We start from the raw sequence: 19,355 nt of genomic DNA, 5'->3' as shown, positions 1-19,355 counted from the left end.
CGCCAAAATGAACCACAGTACCGAAAATAACGAACGGTCAAGGGTGATTGCACGTACTTATCATTGGTGGTCTTTGATCGCGGGTGTAGTTACGGTAGTTATGGTCGTTCACCTGTTTCCTTTATTCAAGGTGAGTGAGCCCGAGTTGTCTGAGAATAGAGTGCTTGCGAGTGCTCCGTTGCTGCCGAAGAGTTTTTCTGATTGGGCAGTATTGCCGAAAAAATTGGACGCCTTCGCGATCGATCAGTTTCCACTTCGTACACATATGATTACGTTTTTGAACTATGTTCGATACACGCTCGGATATTCGGGTTCGAAGAAGATTATTGTAGGGCAAAATGGCTGGCTTTTTTACGATGATGGTAATCATCTGGTGTTAATGTCTGGCGAATTGATCCTGGACAAGGCGAGTATTAACGCTTGGGTCAGTGGATTTAGTCAGCGCGTAGAGTACCTGAATAGGAAGAATGTTAAGTTTTACTTTATGGTGGCTCCGGTGAAGGAGGATATCTATCCCGAATATCGACCCCGCTGGATGCCTGAGCAGCGAGTCAATACGGAGGTTGATGAGATCATCAGTGCTTCGAAAAGTGCCGGGTTCGATCAAATTATTGATCCTCGTGAGGCTATCTTCCAGGAGCGACATAATCAGAAGCTCTATGATGAGTACGACACGCACTGGACTGGCTTGGGTGCTTACATTGCCTATACGCAGCTGATAGGCAGAATGTCTAAGGATTTTCCCGGTATGCAGCCGTCGCCATTAGCGGCTTTTACACCCGTAACCCCCCCCAAGGGAGGAGTGCCCAGAGACTTGTCATTGATGCTTGGCATCGCAGATTTTGTCCCGCACGATCGTATTTCATTCGCAGGCATGTTGCCCCATCCCGTCGAAAAAACGACTTTTTTGAGTGACAACCATAGTTGGGTTGCACCCCAAGTTCTTCATACAGATACGAAAAACGGAAAGACGCTTATTTTACTGAGGGACTCATTTTCAACTGAGTTACTGCCATTTCTAAAAGATCACTTTGAGACCATCGTCATGGCGCATGTGCAGGATGGTTTTTTTAGAGCCGACCTGATTGAGAGGTTCAAGCCTGACGCTGTTGCAATTGTCATTATCGAAACGGGGGTGCGGCATACAATGGGTATGATGCCTAGTCTGGAGGGGCAGTGACGAACCTCTTTTTATAAATAGACGCTTATAGCTTTCATAAGGGCATCCCTACAGATGCCTTGTTGCTGTCAGGCCTGCTTCAGGGCTTTGCAATATGAGCACGGTACCGAAGCAGGCCTGTAATCTATCGATGAGCTCTTGGTTGCGTGGCTCATCAGACCTCTGGTGGATTAAAACTAATACCTATTTCAAGCAGTAGAACGTATCTCGCCACCCTTCGCTGTAGTCCACCATTGAACTTTTAACGTCTGGGTTTTCTGAAAGGTACGTGTTCCAGTCAAACGTCTCTGTCACGTACCCGAAGTGTTTAGCGATGAAGCGTACTGCACTCCTTGATGGGCGTCCGACGAGGGTCTGGCCATTTCGAGTCAGTGAGTCGGGATAGGCCATTTGTTGGTCATCCACTGGGTCAAGCAGAAGTTGAACGCCATAGGGGTTGGCGAACACTGCACGGGGATCATCGTTTTCGACTTCCGGTAATTCATCGACCACCGGAGTCACCTCGGTGTCAATTACCACAAGTTTTGCTCCGGTACGTTCGATCAGGTCAAATAATTCGGCATGTCGAATGGTGTGATAATAAAATCCCAGGCAAAATACGACATCGAATTCTTTGTTGCTGAGGTGATCAAATACATCCCCGCACAAGAATTCAAATCTTGATGGCTCAATGCCGTATTCGTTAAATGTATTAATAGCGCTATTGATCAACTCTTGCCTGGGTTCAATACCCGTGACATGGGCCGCTCCAGCCTGTAGGGCTGCAAATGACCAGCGTCCGTCGTGACTGGCTATATCGAGAACACGCTTGCCTTTGATGAGCTGAGAATTTTGCTCCATTATTGCGCAATGCCGCGAGTTCAGACGGTATGGGAATGGACTGGTTTGGCTGGTTTTATAAAATCTGGGGAAATTGTCAAAAAAGCCCATATGGCTCCCATATACGCAACTCGGAGAGAGTTCGCTTCAAATTGAACAGATCTACGATAGTACACGACACTTCTCTTAACGGAATACTGAGCTCGGATTTATTCATTCCAGGGAAGCTTTTCTGAGTGTGCTGTCTTCACGGCAATAAAGGTGGCGACCTGGTGCTCTCATGATTTCCCCATCCGCAATACCAACCACAACGCCCCCCCAATTAACACCCCTCCATACACATGCGCCATCGATAACGGCTCGTCGAGCAACAACGCCCCCCACAACACGCCGAACGGCGGGATCAGGAAGGTGGTGGTCATCGACCTCACCGGCCCAATCGCGGTGAGCAGCCGGAAGTACAACACGTACGCAAACGCCGTACACACCAGCCCCAACCCCAGCAGCGACGACCAGACCTGCCACCCACCCCAACTCGCCGGCGGATGGTTGATCGCGCTGTAGGCAAACAACGGCAGCAGAAACAGCGTCGCGCCCAGCATGCTGCCCAGGGCCGCGAGGCGACTGTCCAGCCCGCCGCGCTGGTCCAGCCAGCGCCTGGCGAGGAACCCGGCAAAGCCATAACAGGTGGTGGCCAACAGGCAAGCCAGTGCGCCCATCAATAATTCCAGGTCAAACGCCACCGGTCCCGCACGGGTCAGCACGCCTACACCGAACAGACCCAGGCACACCCCGACGATTTTCGACGGGGTGAGGCGTTCGCTGAAAAACAGCCCGCCAATCAACACCCCCATCAACGGCGTGGTGGCATTGAAGATCGCCGAGTAACCCGCCGGCAGTACCTGGGCGGCCACCGAATACATGGTCGCCGGGATCCCCGAGTTGATCACCCCCAGCAACAGGACCGTCTTGAACTTGCCCTGGAAATCCCAGTTCACCCGCGCCATCGCCAGGATCACCAATAGCCCGGCGGCGGCAATCGATACGCGGAAAAATGCGGTCGGCACCGTGCCGATTTCCGGCGCGATAATGCGCATGAACAGAAAGCTCGCGCCCCAGATGGCGGCGAGCCCCAGCAGGTAAAGGGTGTCAACGGGCCTCACGGAACACTCCTACATCAATAAGGCCGCGAGTGTTGCACGCCGCCTTCATTGATTACAGGACAAACCGCGTCACCAGCCCATTCAGGTCCACTGCCAGGCGCGACAGTTCCTGGCTGGCGGCCGAGGTCTGGGTGGCGCCGGCGGCGGTCTGGGTGGACAGGTCGCGGATGTTCACCAGGCTGCGGTCCACATCGCGCGCTACCAGCGCCTGTTGCTCGGCGGCGCTGGCGATCACCAGGTTGCGCTGGCTGATCTGCGAGATGGCGGCGGTGATTTTTTCCAGGGCGCTGCCGGCGCTGTTGGCTCGCTGCAAGGTCTGGCCGGCATGCTCGGCGCTGCTGTTCAGCGCCTCGACGGTGGCCTGGGTGCCTTGCTGGATACCGGTGATCATCTGTTCGATTTCTTCGGTGGAGTCCTGGGTGCGCTGTGCCAGCGAACGCACCTCGTCGGCGACGACCGCGAACCCACGCCCGGCTTCACCGGCACGCGCCGCTTCAATCGCGGCGTTGAGCGCCAGCAGGTTGGTTTGCCCGGCAATGCCGCGAATCACTTCCAGCACCTTGCTGATGTCCTGGGCTTGCAGCGCCAGGCCTTCGGCCTTGTTCGAGGCGCCGAGCACTTCGTCCACCAGGTTCTGGATCGAGCTGATGGTTTCGCTGATCTGGTAGTGGCCGTGCTTGCTGTCCTCATCGGAAGCCTGGGACGCCTCGGCGCTGGACACCGCATTACCCGCGACCTCGTCCACCGCCGTGCTCATCTCGGTCACGGCGGTGGCCGCCTGCTCGATTTCATCGTTCTGCGCCTGCAGGCCGCGCGTGCTTTGTTCCATCACCGCGCTCATTTCTTCCGCGGCGGAAGCCAGTTGCTGCGCCGATTCGCTGATGCCTCGGATGGTGGTCTGCAGCTGTGCTTGCATGGTCGCCAGGGCGCTCAGCAATTGCGCGGGTTCGTCATCGCCGCGCACCACGATCGGCTGGCTCAAGTCGCCGGCGGCGATGGTGCGCGCCACGTTCAGGGCCTGGCCGATCGGCGCGGTGATGCTGCGGGTCAGCAGCCAGGCCAGCAGCAAGGTGGCGATCAGGGCGACTGCGATAATTAGGCCGACAACCCACTGTGCGCTCGAATACATCCGTGCGGCCGAATCAGCCGCCGCTTCGACGCCGTTCTGGTTAAAGACGATCAGGTTTTCCAGGCTCTGGCTCAAGATCGTGCCCTGAGGGGCGAGGCGGCTGACGAGCAGGTCGAGGGCGTCTTGCTGTTGATCCTTCTCCACCAGCGCGACCATCTGCCCGACGATGGCCAGGTACGTCGCGACATTGGCCTTGAGGGTTTTCAGCAGTTCGCGCTCTTCGTCATTGCTCAGCAAGGTTTCATGACGATCGAGCAGGGCTTGCAGTTCGCTGCTGGTGCGGCTGATCAGGCCTCTGCTGGTGTCACGCACGCGAGATTCGTCGGTGCTCACCAGGCGCAGGGACTCCAGGCGGACAGTGGCCACCAAGGCTGCGCTGTCATGGATATTCTCGATGCTCGGCATCCAGGTGTGTTCAATGACCAGCGCGCTTTCTCGCAGCTTGGCCATCTGGCCCAGGCCAAACATTCCCACAATCACCAGCAAGCTGGCCAAAACCCCAAAACTCAGACTGGCACGCAGACCGATCCTCATATTCCTCAATGACATCTCAATGCTCCTTGGGCGATTAGAACCTGCTCCCGGATCGGTCTTCGGACCTTGTTAGGGTGGGAGAGGGCGCGCTATATATCAAAGTGCCATCAAGGTAGTAATCGGGGTTTCCCTTAGTTGGATCCAAAGCCCTATGGAGGACCGGCGGCCGTTCTGGTTGGCGGTTTTTCGGCTTCTACCTGCCAGGCCACGGCGCTCAAGGCGTGTGGATCAAACGCGGATCGACTGTGAGGTGCGTTTATTGACCGGATGGTCGAATTAAAAAATTGAAAATAAATGTACGAAATGAACAGAGCTGTACAAGTCAGTGCAAAAAATGACCCTTCTCCTGCCTGCGTACACTGGCTAAGCTCAGGGCTTCCAGATGCCCGCTCGAGGTTTCCCGCATGTCGCTATCCACGCCTGCCCTCGCTATCGCCCGCACCATCCTCGAAGGCTTCGACGATTACCGCGAACACTTTCGCCAGATCACCGATGGCGCCCGCGAGCGTTTCGAAAAGGCCCAGTGGCAACAGGGGCAGGCGGCGTCAGCGGCGCGGATCAACCTGTACGAAGACAAGGTCGGTGAAGTCAGCGCGCGCCTTCGTGCGAACTTCGAGGGCAGCGCATTGCTCGACATTGACCTGTGGCCGCTGGTGAAAAGCGCCTATATCGGCCTGATCGACCTGCGTTTTGACGATGAGCTGTCCGAGACCTGGTACAACTCGATCTTCTGCGGCCTGTTCAGCCATGACCTGATCAGCGACGGCTGCATGTTCATCCACACCACGCGGCCGAGCCTGCGCCGGGCGCGGGCGGCACAAACCCGTATCTACGCGCCCGCCGGTCAGATTCCCGAAATGCTCGCGCAGATTTTTGCCGACTATCGTTTCAGCGAGCCCTACGCCGATCTGGCAGCCGATCTGCATCGCCTCGAAGCCCAACTGCGGGAAAACCTGCCGGACTGGGTGTGCAAGGACCCGGACCTTAAGGTCGAGCTGTTTTCCTCGGTGCTCTACCGCAACAAAGGTGCCTACCTCGTCGGGCGCATCTACACCCGCGACGAACAATGGCCCCTGGTGATCCCGCTGCTGCACCGCGAAGGCCAGGGCATCCAGATCGATGCGCTGATCACCGACGAGGCCGAGGTGTCGATCATCTTTTCGTTCACCCGTTCCTACTTCATGGTCGACGTGCCGGTGCCGGCGGAATTCATCGGCTTTCTCAAACGCATCCTGCCGGGCAAGCACATCGCCGAGCTGTACACCTCGATTGGTTTCTATAAACACGGCAAGTCGGAGTTCTACCGCGCGCTGATCAACCACCTGGCCACCACCGACGATCAATTCATCATGGCCCCTGGCGTGCGTGGCATGGTCATGAGCGTGTTCACGCTGCCGGGCTTCAACACCGTGTTCAAGATCATCAAGGACCGTTTTTCACCGTCGAAAAACGTCAACCGCGCCACGGTGATCGAGAAGTACCGCCTGGTCAAAAGCGTCGACCGCGTCGGGCGCATGGCCGATACCCAGGAGTTTGCCGACTTCCGCTTTCCCCTGGGCAAGTTCGAGCCCGAGTGCCTGGCTGAACTGCTGGACGTCGCTGCCGGCACCGTCGAAGTGGAAGGCGATACGGTACTGATCCGCCACTGCTGGACCGAACGGCGCATGACCCCGCTCAACCTCTACCTGGAAAACGCCAACCCCGCCCAGGTGCGCGAAGCCCTGGAAGACTACGGCCTGGCGATCAAGCAACTGGCGGCAGCGAACATCTTCCCCGGCGACATGCTGCTGAAGAACTTCGGCGTCACCCGTCACGGGCGCGTAGTGTTTTATGACTATGACGAAATCTGCTTTCTCACCGAAGCCAACTTCCGCCACATCCCCGCGCCGCGTACGCCCGAGGACGAAATGGCGTCCGAGCCCTGGTATTCCATCGGCCCGCTGGATGTATTCCCGGAAGAATTCCCGCCGTTCCTGTTCGCCGATGCCGGCCAACGCAAGTTGTTCGATGAGCTGCACGGCGAGTTGTATAACGCCGATTACTGGAAAGGTTTGCAGGACGCTATTCGCGCGGGGAAGGTGATTGATGTGTTTCCGTATCGACGCAAATAGCGTGATCACTCATAAAAACGGGCGAAGGTTTTACAACCATCCGCCCGCAGCAGTTTTGGTATGTGCAACTTTAGCGCTTATGGGCATCTGACTTATTCGTTGGTAACAACATAAGAGCAGAGCGTGTGGATGTTCAGGAAGGCTCCTTAAATTTTAAAACCGGTGGTATTTCCTCCCTGGCTTCTGAAGTTAACGCCCTTCTCTTTGCGATTCTCAGCACTTATAGCCTTAAACCAGGGCTGGTCACGACCCATCGTCGTCAGTTCGTCGGTGAGATTGCTTGCACGGTTTCTCTCGGTTGGGTTGGTGCCATTGGACTGAACATCGCGAGCTTGTTTATATAATGCTCCCATTTCCTTGTTAAATTCTTTGTCAGTTTTTTTACTCTCCCGGTAATCACTGAATTTTTGCAGTGGACTTTTGCTTTGAGGGGTAGCCTCGAGCTTTTTGATTCGCTGCTCCAGCAAGGTGATAGGGGGTGCATAAGCCTCTTTGGGCATGCTCCTTATCGGGAAATCAACCGGTAGTTTTTTCAGCTTGTCTGTGGTTGTCCTGGCTTGCTCAAGCTGTTTTTGCTGGGACGAACTCAACGCGAAATAGGGCTTTTTGTCCACCAGCGGCTGCGATGTATCGGCGTGGCTGGACGTCTGGAGCCAGGAGCCTTGTGTTGAAGGGTTTTCAGGCGCGATGTTCTGGTGTTTGTCGGAGTATCGGTTCTGATAGTTATAGGAGCCGCTGCTCGGGTTAGAGTTAGAATCAATAGGCATAAAATATCCTTTAAAACTGATGTACAGGACGTCTCAGTGTTTTCTTGGGGAGGCGGCGTCGCTCAACCGAGCTGATATTTTACAAGTTACTCATGAAGTTCATTCCTCGATTGGCCCGGCTTATGGAATGAAACTCCGAGATTCTATTCGCCGTCAGGTTTGTTGGCCGCTCCGATGAAGCTTGGCTGTTGGTTGATGTTGACGACGGCCTTATTACGGTATAGGCCGGAGCAAACTCGTAGCGCGTGGTGGCAGGGTATCTGCCGAGCATGGTTGGGACCGCATGGACTCTTGGTAGCTCGGCGGCTGGCGCGGCGTGACGGAATCGATTGGCATATTAAGCTCCGTATTCAATGGGGAATATTTTGATTTGCTTGAGATATCTGGCAACTCATTGAAGCCTGCATACCTTACCCATCAAATCGGACTTTCTCTTTTTAACAGTGTGACGGGCGCCCAAAGTCCTGTAGTACAAGTCGCTATTGGGGGCAGCCCTCATTTTAAACTTTGGACAATATGAACATCCCGAGTGTTGCCAGTCTGCTTGTAGCGCTGTTTGCGCTTCGATTCTCCGTCAGGTTGGTGGCCGGCTCGGCTGGAGTACGGCTATTACTGGTCGAAGGCTGCGTACCTGTTGCTTGCGCATAGCTCGGAGGGGGCTCATTGGGCGGCAGGTTCCGAGAACTCATTGCTTCATCGTATGAGGGCGGGTTGTCTGAGCGTGGAGGGGACGGCATGATCGGCATGGAAGCTCCGTTTCACGTTAGGTGGGTGTCTGGAAGTCTCATTGAACCATTCACATGCCATCCATCCCATCGGACTGCTGCTATTGAAACTACCGAATGGTCCACTCCGTGTCGTAGTAAATATCGTCGCCGGCGGTAAGTCAGCGCAGTCCTGATTGACTGACCGTCTCCATACGGGTCGAAATCTGCGACAATCCCGTCCTCTCTGATGACTTACGCTGCGCAGGCCTCACCTGCCTCACCCAAAAGACCCTTGCCGCCCTGATGACTGACCAAGCGCCCGCTATCGACCAACTGCTGAAAAACCTCGACCACGCCATGCTCGCCGACCGTCACCGCTTGCGGCGGCAACTGCTTGAGCTGCGCAAGAAGCCCGACGAGGAGAAGCTGGCGCAGTGGGTGGAGCGCATGCAGGCGTCCTGCGCCCAGGTCACGGCACGGCGCGCCAGCCTGCCGGTGATTCGTTACGACGACAGTTTGCCGATCGCGGCCAAGCGCGATGAGATCAAGGACGCGCTGCTCAAGCATCAGGTGCTGATCATTGCCGGCGAAACCGGCTCGGGCAAGACCACCCAGTTGCCGAAAATCTGCCTGGAGATCGGCCGCGGCCAATATGGCCTGATCGGCCATACCCAGCCACGCCGGATCGCTGCGCGCAGCGTCGCCAGCCGCGTCGCCGAAGAGTTGGCCACGCCGCTGGGCGCGTTGGTCGGCTATCAGGTGCGCTTCGAAGACCAGAGCGATGCCAACACCCTGATCAAGCTGATGACCGACGGCATCCTGCTGGCGGAAACCCAGAACGACCGTTACCTGGAACGCTACGACACGATCATCGTCGACGAAGCCCACGAACGCAGCCTGAACATCGACTTCCTGCTGGGTTACCTGAAAACCCTGCTGCCGCGTCGTCCCGACCTGAAAGTCATCATCACCTCGGCGACCATCGACCTGGAGCGTTTTTCCAAGCACTTCGACGACGCACCGATTGTTGAGGTCTCGGGCCGCACCTTCCCGGTGGACACCTGGTACCGCCCGCTGACCCTGGAACAGGACGAGGAGGGCAACCGTGTCGAAGACGACCTGACCGTCGACCAGGCGATCCTCGCCACCCTTGATGAAATCGCCGCCTATGAGCGCAGCGAACGCCGCAGCCCTGGCGACGTGCTGGTATTTTTGCCCGGCGAGCGCGAGATTCGCGATGCAGCCGAGATGCTGCGCAAGGCCCAGCTCAAGCACACCGAGATCCTGCCGTTGTACGCGCGGCTGTCGCCGGCCGAACAGCAGCGCATTTTCCAGTCCCATCCAGGGCGCCGAGTGGTGCTGGCGACCAACGTCGCGGAAACCTCGCTGACGGTGCCGGGCATTCGTTATGTGATCGACAGCGGTACCGCACGCATCAGCCGCTACAGCTACCGCGCCAAGGTGCAACGCCTGCCGATCGAGGCGATTTCCCAGGCCAGTGCCAACCAGCGTAAAGGTCGTTGCGGCCGTGTGGAGCCGGGGATCTGTATTCGCTTGTACAGCGAAGAGGATTTTATCGGGCGTCCGGAATTTACCGACCCCGAGATTTTGCGCACCAACCTCGCGGCGGTGATCCTGCAGATGCTGCACCTGCGCCTGGGCGAAATCACCGATTTCCCGTTTATCGAACCGCCGGACGGCAAGGCCATCAGCGACGGTTTCAACCTGTTGCAGGAACTCTCGGCCGTCGACCGCAACAGCCAGCTCACGCCATTGGGTCGCCAGTTGGCGCGCCTGCCGGTGGACCCGCGCATGGGTCGCATGCTGCTCGAAGCCGCCAAGCTCGGCAGCTTGCAGGAAGTGTTGATCGTGGCCAGTGCCATGTCGATCCAGGACCCGCGCGAGCGCCCACCGGAGCGCCAGCAGGCCGCCGACCAGGCCCATGCACAGTGGAAAGATGCGGACTCGGACTTCGCCGGGCTGGTCAATCTGTGGCGTGGTTTTGAAGAGCAGCGCCAGGCACTCACCGCCAGCCCGCTGCGCAACTGGTGTCGCAAGAACTTCCTCAACTACCTGCGTCTGCGCGAGTGGCGCGACTCCCATCGTCAGTTGAGCCTGATCTGCCGCGACATGCAGTTGACCATCAACAAAGAACCGGCGGACTTCCCCAAGCTGCACAAGGCGGTGCTGTCCGGCCTGCTCAGCCAGATCGGCCAGAAGACCGAAGACGGCGATTACCTCGGCGCGCGTCAGCGACGCTTCTGGATCCACCCGTCCTCGGGTATCGGCAAGAAACGCCCGCAATGGCTGATGACCGCCGAACTGGTGGAAACCACCAAGCTGTATGCGCGCATGGTGGCGAAGATCGATGCCGACTGGATCGAACCGCTGGCCGGGCACCTGATCAAGAAAAACCACTTCGAACCCCACTGGGAGAAGAAGCGCGGCCAGGTGGTGGCGTTCGAGCAGATCACCCTGTTCGGGCTGATCGTGGTCGGGCGTCGGCCGGTGCATTACGGGCCGATTGACCCGGTGGTGTCGCGGGAGTTGTTTATTCGCGAAGGCTTGGTGCGTGGCGAGATCCAGTCCCGCGCCAAGTGCCTCACCGCCAACCAGCAACTGCTGGAGCAGCTCGACGAACTGGAAGCCAAGGCGCGCCGCCGCGATATCCTGGCCGATGAAGAAACCTTGTACGCGTTCTACGATGCACGGCTGCCGGCGGAGATCCACCAGACCGCCACCTTTGACAGCTGGTACAAGGTCAACAGCCAGAAAGACCCGCAGTTGCTGATCATGCGCGAGGAAGACGTGCTGGCCCGCGAGGCCAGTGAAGTCACTGCCGCCCATTACCCGGACACCCTGCACCTGGGCGATCTGGAACTGGCCCTGAGTTACCACTTCGAACCCAACCACCCCCGCGACGGCGTTACCCTGCGCGTACCGGCACCGCTGCTGCCGGCCTTGCCGCCGGAACGCCTGGAATGGCTGGTGCCGGGGCTGATCGAAGCCAAGTGCATCGCCCTGGTGCGCAACCTGCCCAAGGCCCTGCGCAAGAATTTCGTGCCGGTGCCGGACTTCGTCAAGGCGGCGCTGCAGCGCATCGAGTTTGGCCAGGGTTCGCTGCCCCAGGCATTGGGGCGCGAATTGCTGCGTATGACCGGGGCGCGGGTCAGCGATGAGGCCTGGGCCGAAGCGGCGCAGCAGGTGGAAAACCATCTGAAGATGAACCTGGAAGTGGTCGACGGCCAAGGCAAGTTCCTTGGCGAGGGCCGCGACCTGGCCGAACTGACTGCACGCTTTGCCGAAGCCAGCCAGGCCGCGCTGGCCGTGCCGCACACCGCGAAAAGCCAGCAGCCGGTGGAGGCCAAGGTGTTCGCGGCCGTGGCCGAGAAAACCCAGCAGAAGATCGCCGGGCTGTCGATGACGGTCTATCCGGCGCTGGTGGAAGAAAACGGCACCGTGAAAGAGGGACGTTTTTCCACCGCTGCCGAGGCTGAGTTCCAGCACCGCCGGGCGTTGCAGCGCCTGCTGATGCAGCAATTGGCGGAACCGGCGAAATTCCTGCGCGGCAAATTGCCCGGCCTCACTGAACTGGGCCTGATGTACCGCGAACTGGGGCGTATCGACGCCCTGGTGGAAGACATCCTGCTGGCCAGCCTCGACACCTGTGTGCTGGAAGGCGAAGCCAGCCTGCCCCGTGACGGTGCCGGCTTGGCGGCGCTGGCTGAACGCAAGCGTGGCAGTTGGACCGAACACGCCGAACGCCTGGCGCGCCTGACCCTGGACGTGCTGAAGCTCTGGCATGGCCTGCAAAAGCGCTTCAAGGGCAAGATCGACCTGGCCCAGGCCGTGGCCCTGAACGACATCAAGCAGCAATTGAGCAACCTGGTGTATCCCGGCTTTGTGCGCGAAACCCCGGCGCAGTGGTTCAAGGAATTGCCGCGTTTTCTCAAGGCCATCGAATTGCGCCTGGAGAAGCTGCCGAGCCAGGTGCAAAAGGATCGGGTATGGAGCAGCGAACTGGGCGGCCTGTGGGCGCAGTACCAGACCCGCTTGAACAAGCACGCCCAGGAAGGCAAGCGCGACCCGCAACTGGAGCTGTATCGCTGGTGGTTGGAGGAATACCGGGTGTCGTTGTTTGCCCAGCAGTTGGGGACCAAGGTGCCGATTTCCGACAAGCGCTTGAGCAAGCAGTGGAGCCTGGTCGAGGCCTGATCCTTTCTCGGTCACCCAGACCAGGCAGGTCCAAATGTGGGAGGGGGCTTGCCCCGATAGCGGTGTATCAGTCACAGAATCTTTGTCTGACACACCGCTATCGGGGAAAGCTCCCTCCCACATTGAAACTTGATGGTGTTTTGTTCAGGGTGTTTGTCCGGCATATGGCGCCAAACCCCAGGGTTTGTGGCAAACTTCGCGGTTATAAATGCCGGGATCGTCGCAAAAGTCTGCGGCGCGAAGGAATAAAGCGTTGCCAGTTTGATGTCCGCTGGGCGGAATAAAACTACTTAAAGTTTGGTACGACGGTACCAATATCATCTGCCTGACAGATTTAGAGGAACGACCGTGCATAACGTCGTCATCAGCGGCACTGGCCTTTACACCCCTGCCAATAGCATCAGCAACGAAGAACTGGTGCAGTCTTTCAATGCTTACGTGCACCAGTTCAATTCGGACAACGCCGCTGCCATCGAGCGCGGTGAAGTCCAGGCGCTGACGGAGTCGAGCGCTGCGTTCATCGAAAAAGCCTCGGGCATCAAGAGCCGCTTCGTGATGGACAAGGAGGGCATCCTTGACCCGCAGCGCATGGCGCCGCGCCTGCCTGAGCGCAGCAATGACGAGTGGTCGGTGCTTTGCCAGATGGCCATCGGTGCCGCCGAGCAGGCCCTGCAGCGCGCCGGCAAGACTGCCGCCGACATCGATGGTGTGATCGTCGCCTGTTCCAACCTGCAACGTGCCTACCCGGCCATCGCCATCGAAGTCCAGGAAGCCCTGGGCATCGCAGGCTTCGGTTTCGACATGAACGTGGCGTGTTCCTCGGCGACCTTCGGCATCCAGAACGCCGCCAACAGCATCCAGCTGGGCCAGGCCCGGGCGATCCTGATGGTCAACCCGGAAGTCTGCACCGGCCACTTGAACTTCCGCGACCGCGACAGCCACTTTATCTTCGGCGACGCCGCCACGGCGGTGGTCCTCGAGCGCGCCGACCTGGCGACCTCCGAGCATCAGTTCGACGTGGTGAGCACCAAGCTGCTGACCAAGTTCTCCAATAACATCCGCAACAACTTCGGCTTTCTCAACCGCGCAGCGGAAGAGGGCATCGGTGCGCCCGACAAACTGTTCGTGCAGGAAGGCCGCAAAGTCTTCCGCGATGTGTGCCCGATGGTCGCGGAACTGATCGGCGTGCACCTGGAAGAGAACCAGTTGAACGTGGCCGATGTGAAGCGCTTCTGGCTGCACCAGGCCAACCTGAGCATGAACCACCTGATTGTGAAGAAACTGCTGGGCCGTGAAGCCACGGTGGAAGAAGCACCGGTGATCCTCGATACTTACGCCAATACCAGCTCGGCGGGTTCGGTGATTGCGTTTCACACCTACCAGGACGATCTGCCCAAGGGCGCTGTTGCGGTACTCAGCTCGTTTGGCGCAGGCTATTCGATCGGTAGCGTGATCCTGCGCAAGCGTTAAGACAATCGAGGTCTTGAATGGCAGCAGCGGACGACGCGCACCTGCTTGAACGACTGCTCAAGGGCGAGCAACGGGCCTACAAGGAATTGGTCACCACGTACCAAAGCGCGATGCGGGCGGTGGCGTATGCCATCGCCGGCCAGCGCCATGCCGACGAAGTGGTGCAGGACGCCTGGCTGTCGGTGGTGCGCAACCTGGCCAAATTCGAAGGGCGCTCCAGCCTCAAGACCTGGCTGCTGACCATCACCGCCAACGCCGCCAAGGGGCGCTACAAGCAGAATCGCCGGGAAGTGCTGCTCGACGACTTGCCTTCGCCCCACGGCACCATCGGCGATGACCGTTTTACTGCCGATGATGGCCACTGGGCCGTCGCCCCGTATGCCTGGCACCAGGACACCCCGGAAGCCTTGCTGACCGAGGATGAACTGCGCAAGTGCCTGGAGCACACGTTGCTGAGTTTGTCCGAACTGCAAAGCAGCGTGCTGGTACTGCGTGAACGCCAGGGGCTGGAGCTGGAAGAGATCTGTAATCTTCTGACGCTCTCACTCTCCAATGTCCGCGTGCTGTTGCATCGAGCACGGCTTAAAGTCTTCGCCACGGTGGAGCATTTTGAGGAAACGGGCGAATGTTGACCTGTAAAGAACAAGTGGCACGTTCCAGTGACTATCTCGATGGGCAATTGACCTTTCGCGAACGTCTGCTGGTGCGTCATCACTTGATGTTCTGCCCCAACTGCCGACGGTTTATCCGCCAGATGCGCCTGCTGCAGGCGACGTTGCGGATGCTGCCGCAGGAACCGGTGAAGGATGTGGACGCCTTGGCGCAACGGCTGGCTGCCGAGCGGCTCAAGGAACGATAAGGCAGCTTCGAGCTGCAAATGAAAAGCGGCAAGTGACGCGCCTCTCCTTGAGGCGCGTCGCTTGCCGCTCAGTGCTGCTTTTTTAGAACTTGGCTTCTGCGTCCAGCTGCAGGGTGTTGGCGTTGGCGTCGCGATAGCCGGCGACGCTGGCGTAGTCGGCCTTGGTCAGGAAGTAAGTGGCGCCGATGGCAAAGTTCTTGTCGATGTCGTAACCCACCTTGAACTTGTGACCCCGTGCACCGGTGAAGCCCCCGGCGAAGTCCGAATCGGTGAAGGCGCCGACCACTGCGTAGCGTTGTACGTCGCGGTAGTTGTAGTCCAGGTTGAAGCCGAACACTTTGGACTTGGCACCCAGCAGCCAGGCGGTGTCCTGGTCTTTTTCAGTGGCTTCGTTGTTTTTCACGTATTGACCATAGAACGACAGCGGCACGGCCAGGCCGCCGATGTCGACTTGGCCGAAGCCTTCGTACAGGCGGTACTCGCTGGCGTTGCCGGCAGTGGTATTGGCGACGGTTTCGCCTGGGGTCAGGCAGCCAGGCGTGGTACCAGTGGTTGTCGGGCAACGGCTGTCTTCATCGTTCTGGAACGCGTAGACGCTGCCGCCCAGGGTCAACTTCAGGTTATCGGTCAGCGAGAAGCGAGACCCCAACTGGCCAGCCGTCATGCGCAGGTCATTGCGAAACTGCACGCCGTCGCCGTTCACGTTGTCCTTGAGGTTGTAGTTACCCAGGCTGCCGAACAGCTCGGCGCTGCCGCCCAGTGGGTATTTGTAGGTCACGGCCAGGCCTTCGGGGTTGATGTCGCTGTCCCAGATCACATCGCCCATGCTGACCCACGGTTGCAGCATCTTGCCGCCGATCACGTGCAGATTATTGATTTGAGTCGGGTGGTAGTCGATGTAACCCAGATCCAGCCAGATTGACTTCTTGTTGAAGTAACCGTCCAGGTCCTGGTTGGTGGAGCGAGCATCATCGTTGCTGCCGGTGGCGACGCGAATGCCGGTGTCGACTTGCGAGTTGATTTCGGTAAACGCACCCAGGCGGGCTCGGATGCGCTCGCGATCTTTGTCTTTACCGCCGTTGTTGGGGGTACCGTCGATCTTGATGGTCTCATGACGGAAACGCACATCGCCCTTGAGCTGGGTCTTGGCGGCCCAGGCCAGCTTCTGGTCGAAGCTGCTCAGCTCGTTGGTTTTCTTCGCGGTGGCCGCGATCTGTTCGTTGGTCTCTTGTTGAGCTTGCCGTGCGATCTGCTGTTCTTTCTGGTCTTTGGCCAACTCGTTTTGCAGTTCGGTGTACTGCGAAGCGGTGATCTGGCCGTTGGCCTTGAGCATGTCGAGCAATTTAGCGTCGACTGCAGCGCCGGCCGGAACGCTCAGGGCCAGTAACAGGCCACCGCACAGGGCCGCTGCAGTTTTAGTGGAAGCAAGACGCATATCAATCTCCGAAAGTGAGGAGGGATGGCAAACCATCCAGGACACAACCGACCGATGACGGACGGAAAAATAACCACCTGATAGAACCAGGCGCTCTAAAAACAGGCGTCAGTATCACGATCGTTTATGACGGCGCAGTGGCGAAGTGATGTCATGTAGATGACAAATTATTTAAGAATGGAACTATTGATTTAGAGCCTTGTCAGGCGATTCGGGGGTGTGCCCGGACCTGCGATAAGCGATACTCGCCAGGCTTTCATGCCATGACGTAGTGAGGATGCCAATGCCGCTGCAACGCCTGGACAACCTGTCCGAAATCGCTCCGCAGGCCTGGGACGCACTGGTGCCGGACGCCCAGCCCTTTGTGCGGCACGCCTTCCTCAGCGCGCTGGAAGACAGTGCCAGCCTGGGCCCTCAATCGGGCTGGCAACCCGAACATTTGTTGCATTGGGAAGGCGACCGCCTGGTGGCGGCATTGCCCAGTTATCGCAAATGGCATTCCTACGGCGAGTACGTGTTCGACCATGGTTGGGCCGATGCCTGCGAGCGTGCGGGCATTGATTACTACCCCAAGCTGCTGACGGCCGTACCGTTCAGCCCGGTCAGCGGCCCCCGCCTGTTAGCGGCCAGCGCCGACGATGGGTTCGAACTGCTGAAGAGCCTGCCGGGCTATCTGGAAATCGAAGGGCTCTCCAGTGCCCATATCAACTTCACCGACGGCTTGGCCGATGAGGCGTTAGCCCAACAACCGGGTTGGTTGCAGCGCCTGGGCTGTCAGTTTCACTGGCAGAATCGCGGCTACCGTGACTTCCAGGATTTCCTCGACGCCCTCAGTTCCCGCAAGCGCAAACAGATGCGCAAGGAGCGTGAACAAGTGGCGGGGCAGGGCATCGACTTCGAATGGTTGCAAGGCCACGAGTTGAGCGAGGCGCAGTGGGATTTTGTCTACGCCTGCTACGCCAATACCTACGCTGTACGCCGCCAGGCACCGTACCTGACCCGCGCGTTTTTCAGCCTGCTGGCCGAGCGCATGCCCGAAGCGATCCGTGTGGTGCTGGCCAGGCAAGGCACACGCCCGGTGGCCATGGCCTTCAGCCTGATCGGTGGCGACAGCTTCTACGGCCGCTACTGGGGTTGCCTGGCGGAGTTCGACCGGCTGCATTTCGAAACCTGCTTCTACCAGGGTATGGACTACGCCATCGCTCATGGCCTGCAACGCTTCGACGCCGGCGCCCAGGGCGAGCACAAATTGATTCGCGGGTTTGAACCGGTGATTACCCGGTCGTGGCACTACCTGCGCCACCCCGGGTTGAAGAATGCCGTCGAGGATTTCCTCAAGCGCGAGCGGGTGGGGATTGTGGCGTATGCCGAAGAGGCGAGGGCGGCCCTGCCTTACCGGCAGGGCTGAACCATCGGTCTGACAATGCTGGCAAGACACAATGGAGTCGATATTCTGTATGTACAAAAGTACATACAGGATGCGCCATGCATTTTGAGTGGGATGAGTCCAAGAACAAAGTCAATATTTCCAAGCACGGTATCGATTTCAACGACGTTCCGGATATCTTTCGGCATCCAATGCTGGCCTTGCGCGATGATCGAGCGGATTATGGCGAAGAGCGTTGGATCAGTATTGGCTGGATCAAATTGTTAATGGGTGTGGTCGTATACACCGAGCGGCACGGTGATGTGATCCGTATCATTTCCGCCCGAAAAGCAACCAAGAAGGAGGCCAAATATTATGACGCAAACATCGAAAACTGATTGGGAGCGCCTGGCCAAGATGAATGATGAAGAAGTTGATACCAGCGATATTCCTGAGTTGGACGCGGAATTTTTCCGGCGTGCAGAGTTGCGTGTGCCGGTGAAGCAGGCAGTTACGATTCGGCTGGATGCTGACGTTTTGGAGTGGTTTAAAGGTCAAGGTACGGGTTACCAGACGCGTATCAATCAATTGTTGCGCCAATACATGCAGGCTCATCAGGGTTGAGCATTTGCCCATTGAAATCAGCCCTGCTCTACCGGCAGGGCTGACCCTTTGCCTCAGACCGGCTCCTCCTTGCCCAGCCATCGATAGACAACACCGCCCGCCACCGCACCCAGGATCGGCGCGAGCCAGAACATCCACAACTGCTGGATCGCCCACCCGCCGACGATCAAGGCCGGGCCGGTACTGCGGGCCGGGTTGACCGAGGTGTTGGTCACGGGGATGGAGATCAGGTGGATCAAGGTGAGGGCCAGGCCAATGGCGATGGGCGCGAGGCCCTTCGGGGCACGGTGGTCGGTGGCGCCGAGGATGATCAGCACGAACATCGCTGTCATCACCAGCTCGCAGACAAACCCCGCTGCCATTGAATAGCCGCCCGGCGAATGCTCGCCATAGCCGTTGGAGGCCAGCCCGCCGGCCAGTTCAAAGCCCGGCCTGCCACTGGCGATGAAGTACAACAATGCGGCGGCGACTACCCCGCCGATGACTTGGGCCACGATGTACGCCGGTAACTCCCTGGCCGGAAACCTCCCGCCCACTACCAGCCCCACCGATACCGCCGGGTTGAGGTGACAACCGCTGATATGCCCGATGGCCACCGCCATGGTCAGCACCGTGAGCCCGAACGCCAGGGCCACACCCAGCAACCCGATCCCGACGGCGGGAAACGCGGCGGCCAACACCGCACTCCCGCAACCGCCCAACACCAGCCAAAACGTTCCCAACCCCTCTGTGACTGAACGCTTGAACAAAGACATGCAGCACGTCCTTGATAGATCGCTCTACCCAATCAGTAAATCAGTGATGCTCCCTGCAGATTTACTTCAGCGCCCGTCTGGGCACTGCACTGAGTACAGCACGGTTTTTACACAAATCCAGGCCACCCAATGTGGGAGGGGGCTTGCCAGTCAGTTAAGGCTTTTTGTAGGAGCGAGCTTGCTCGCGAAAAACTCACAGGCGCCGCGTTCATTCAGGAAGC

At 58.4% G+C, this 19,355-nt stretch carries 15 protein-coding genes; 9 read left to right on the top strand and 6 right to left on the bottom strand.

The window, feature by feature from the left end:
- Window positions 1-7 precede the first annotated feature (7 nt).
- A complete protein-coding gene (locus tag AC07OP_RS06225; protein WP_495100657.1) occupies window positions 8-1,180 on the top strand; it encodes an alginate O-acetyltransferase AlgX-related protein in 1,173 nt (390 codons plus the stop codon).
- Between the two features lie 183 nt (window positions 1,181-1,363).
- Here the strand turns inward: AC07OP_RS06225 and AC07OP_RS06220 are convergent, their stop codons facing one another.
- The 3 genes from AC07OP_RS06220 to AC07OP_RS06210 form a co-directional block, all read right to left on the bottom strand.
- On the bottom strand, window positions 1,364-2,110 hold the full coding sequence (locus AC07OP_RS06220; RefSeq protein ID WP_495100658.1) for a class I SAM-dependent methyltransferase: 747 nt from the start codon (window positions 2,108-2,110) through the stop codon (window positions 1,364-1,366).
- Window positions 2,111-2,277: 167 nt separating this feature from the next.
- Window positions 2,278-3,162 (bottom strand): DMT family transporter, encoded by an 885-nt coding sequence (locus AC07OP_RS06215; RefSeq protein WP_495100659.1) that lies wholly within the window; start codon window positions 3,160-3,162, stop codon window positions 2,278-2,280.
- A gap of 52 nt (window positions 3,163-3,214) precedes the next feature.
- Window positions 3,215-4,825, bottom strand: a complete 1,611-nt coding sequence (locus tag AC07OP_RS06210; protein WP_495109907.1) for a methyl-accepting chemotaxis protein — start codon at window positions 4,823-4,825, stop codon at window positions 3,215-3,217.
- A gap of 404 nt (window positions 4,826-5,229) precedes the next feature.
- Between AC07OP_RS06210 and aceK the strand changes: the two genes are divergently transcribed.
- Window positions 5,230-6,936, top strand: a complete 1,707-nt coding sequence (gene aceK, locus AC07OP_RS06205) for a bifunctional isocitrate dehydrogenase kinase/phosphatase (protein WP_495100661.1) — start codon at window positions 5,230-5,232, stop codon at window positions 6,934-6,936.
- Between the two features lie 146 nt (window positions 6,937-7,082).
- Here aceK and AC07OP_RS06200 read toward each other — a convergent pair whose 3' ends face one another.
- A complete protein-coding gene (locus AC07OP_RS06200) occupies window positions 7,083-7,703 on the bottom strand; it encodes a hypothetical protein (RefSeq protein WP_495100662.1) in 621 nt (206 codons plus the stop codon).
- A gap of 1,010 nt (window positions 7,704-8,713) precedes the next feature.
- On the opposite strand from AC07OP_RS06200, the gene hrpA reads away from it, so the two are divergent.
- From hrpA to AC07OP_RS06180, 4 genes are all read left to right on the top strand, one after another.
- Window positions 8,714-12,625: an ATP-dependent RNA helicase HrpA gene (hrpA, locus tag AC07OP_RS06195; RefSeq protein WP_495100663.1), complete on the top strand. Its 3,912-nt coding sequence runs from the start codon at window positions 8,714-8,716 to the stop codon at window positions 12,623-12,625.
- Between the two features lie 348 nt (window positions 12,626-12,973).
- Complete coding sequence (locus tag AC07OP_RS06190; protein WP_115488411.1) at window positions 12,974-14,095, top strand: beta-ketoacyl-ACP synthase III; 1,122 nt, start codon at window positions 12,974-12,976, stop codon at window positions 14,093-14,095.
- 17 nt (window positions 14,096-14,112) lie between these two features.
- Window positions 14,113-14,727 carry an RNA polymerase sigma factor gene (locus AC07OP_RS06185; protein ID WP_065940633.1) on the top strand — a complete coding sequence of 205 codons (615 nt, stop codon included), beginning with the start codon at window positions 14,113-14,115 and terminating at the stop codon, window positions 14,725-14,727.
- Window positions 14,721-14,954 carry an anti-sigma factor family protein gene (locus AC07OP_RS06180; RefSeq protein WP_115488410.1) on the top strand — a complete coding sequence of 78 codons (234 nt, stop codon included), beginning with the start codon at window positions 14,721-14,723 and terminating at the stop codon, window positions 14,952-14,954. Before AC07OP_RS06185 ends, AC07OP_RS06180 begins: the two co-directional genes overlap by 7 nt.
- An 82-nt stretch (window positions 14,955-15,036) precedes the next feature.
- Here the strand turns inward: AC07OP_RS06180 and AC07OP_RS06175 are convergent, their stop codons facing one another.
- Window positions 15,037-16,389, bottom strand: a complete 1,353-nt coding sequence (locus tag AC07OP_RS06175; protein WP_115488409.1) for a putative porin — start codon at window positions 16,387-16,389, stop codon at window positions 15,037-15,039.
- Between the two features lie 283 nt (window positions 16,390-16,672).
- Here AC07OP_RS06175 and AC07OP_RS06170 point away from each other — a divergent pair, with 283 nt between their 5' ends.
- The 3 genes from AC07OP_RS06170 to AC07OP_RS06160 all read left to right on the top strand — a co-directional run bounded on the left by AC07OP_RS06170 (window position 16,673) and on the right by AC07OP_RS06160 (window position 18,379).
- Window positions 16,673-17,797, top strand: coding sequence for a GNAT family N-acetyltransferase (locus AC07OP_RS06170; RefSeq protein ID WP_141155744.1), 1,125 nt, complete (start codon window positions 16,673-16,675; stop codon window positions 17,795-17,797).
- A 77-nt stretch (window positions 17,798-17,874) separates the two neighbouring features.
- Window positions 17,875-18,153, top strand: a complete 279-nt coding sequence (locus tag AC07OP_RS06165; protein WP_065940630.1) for a BrnT family toxin — start codon at window positions 17,875-17,877, stop codon at window positions 18,151-18,153.
- Window positions 18,131-18,379: a BrnA antitoxin family protein gene (locus AC07OP_RS06160; RefSeq protein ID WP_065940629.1), complete on the top strand. Its 249-nt coding sequence runs from the start codon at window positions 18,131-18,133 to the stop codon at window positions 18,377-18,379. Before AC07OP_RS06165 ends, AC07OP_RS06160 begins: the two co-directional genes overlap by 23 nt.
- 53 nt (window positions 18,380-18,432) lie before the next feature.
- On the opposite strand, the gene aqpZ is transcribed toward AC07OP_RS06160, so the two are convergent.
- Window positions 18,433-19,134 (bottom strand): aquaporin Z, encoded by a 702-nt coding sequence (aqpZ, locus tag AC07OP_RS06155; protein ID WP_115488407.1) that lies wholly within the window; start codon window positions 19,132-19,134, stop codon window positions 18,433-18,435.
- Window positions 19,135-19,355 lie beyond the last annotated feature (221 nt).

Source organism: Pseudomonas sp. GW821-FHT09D08, assembly GCF_059416305.1.
Note: the sequence above shows the minus strand (reverse complement) of the source record. Positions and strands in the feature narration are given on the sequence as shown.

Coding starts and splice junctions, on each gene's coding strand:
- AC07OP_RS06165 (WP_065940630.1), top strand. CDS start 17,875: ATGCATTTTGAGTGGGATGAGTCCAAGAACAAAGTCAATATTTCCAAG.
- AC07OP_RS06185 (WP_065940633.1), top strand. CDS start 14,113: ATGGCAGCAGCGGACGACGCGCACCTGCTTGAACGACTGCTCAAGGGC.
- AC07OP_RS06225 (WP_495100657.1), top strand. CDS start 8: ATGAACCACAGTACCGAAAATAACGAACGGTCAAGGGTGATTGCACGT.
- AC07OP_RS06170 (WP_141155744.1), top strand. CDS start 16,673: ATGCCGCTGCAACGCCTGGACAACCTGTCCGAAATCGCTCCGCAGGCC.
- AC07OP_RS06210 (WP_495109907.1), bottom strand. CDS start 4,825: ATGAGGATCGGTCTGCGTGCCAGTCTGAGTTTTGGGGTTTTGGCCAGC.
- AC07OP_RS06200 (WP_495100662.1), bottom strand. CDS start 7,703: ATGCCTATTGATTCTAACTCTAACCCGAGCAGCGGCTCCTATAACTAT.
- aqpZ (WP_115488407.1), bottom strand. CDS start 19,134: ATGTCTTTGTTCAAGCGTTCAGTCACAGAGGGGTTGGGAACGTTTTGG.
- AC07OP_RS06180 (WP_115488410.1), top strand. CDS start 14,721: ATGTTGACCTGTAAAGAACAAGTGGCACGTTCCAGTGACTATCTCGAT.
- AC07OP_RS06175 (WP_115488409.1), bottom strand. CDS start 16,389: ATGCGTCTTGCTTCCACTAAAACTGCAGCGGCCCTGTGCGGTGGCCTG.
- hrpA (WP_495100663.1), top strand. CDS start 8,714: ATGACTGACCAAGCGCCCGCTATCGACCAACTGCTGAAAAACCTCGAC.
- aceK (WP_495100661.1), top strand. CDS start 5,230: ATGTCGCTATCCACGCCTGCCCTCGCTATCGCCCGCACCATCCTCGAA.
- AC07OP_RS06220 (WP_495100658.1), bottom strand. CDS start 2,110: ATGGGCTTTTTTGACAATTTCCCCAGATTTTATAAAACCAGCCAAACC.
- AC07OP_RS06160 (WP_065940629.1), top strand. CDS start 18,131: ATGACGCAAACATCGAAAACTGATTGGGAGCGCCTGGCCAAGATGAAT.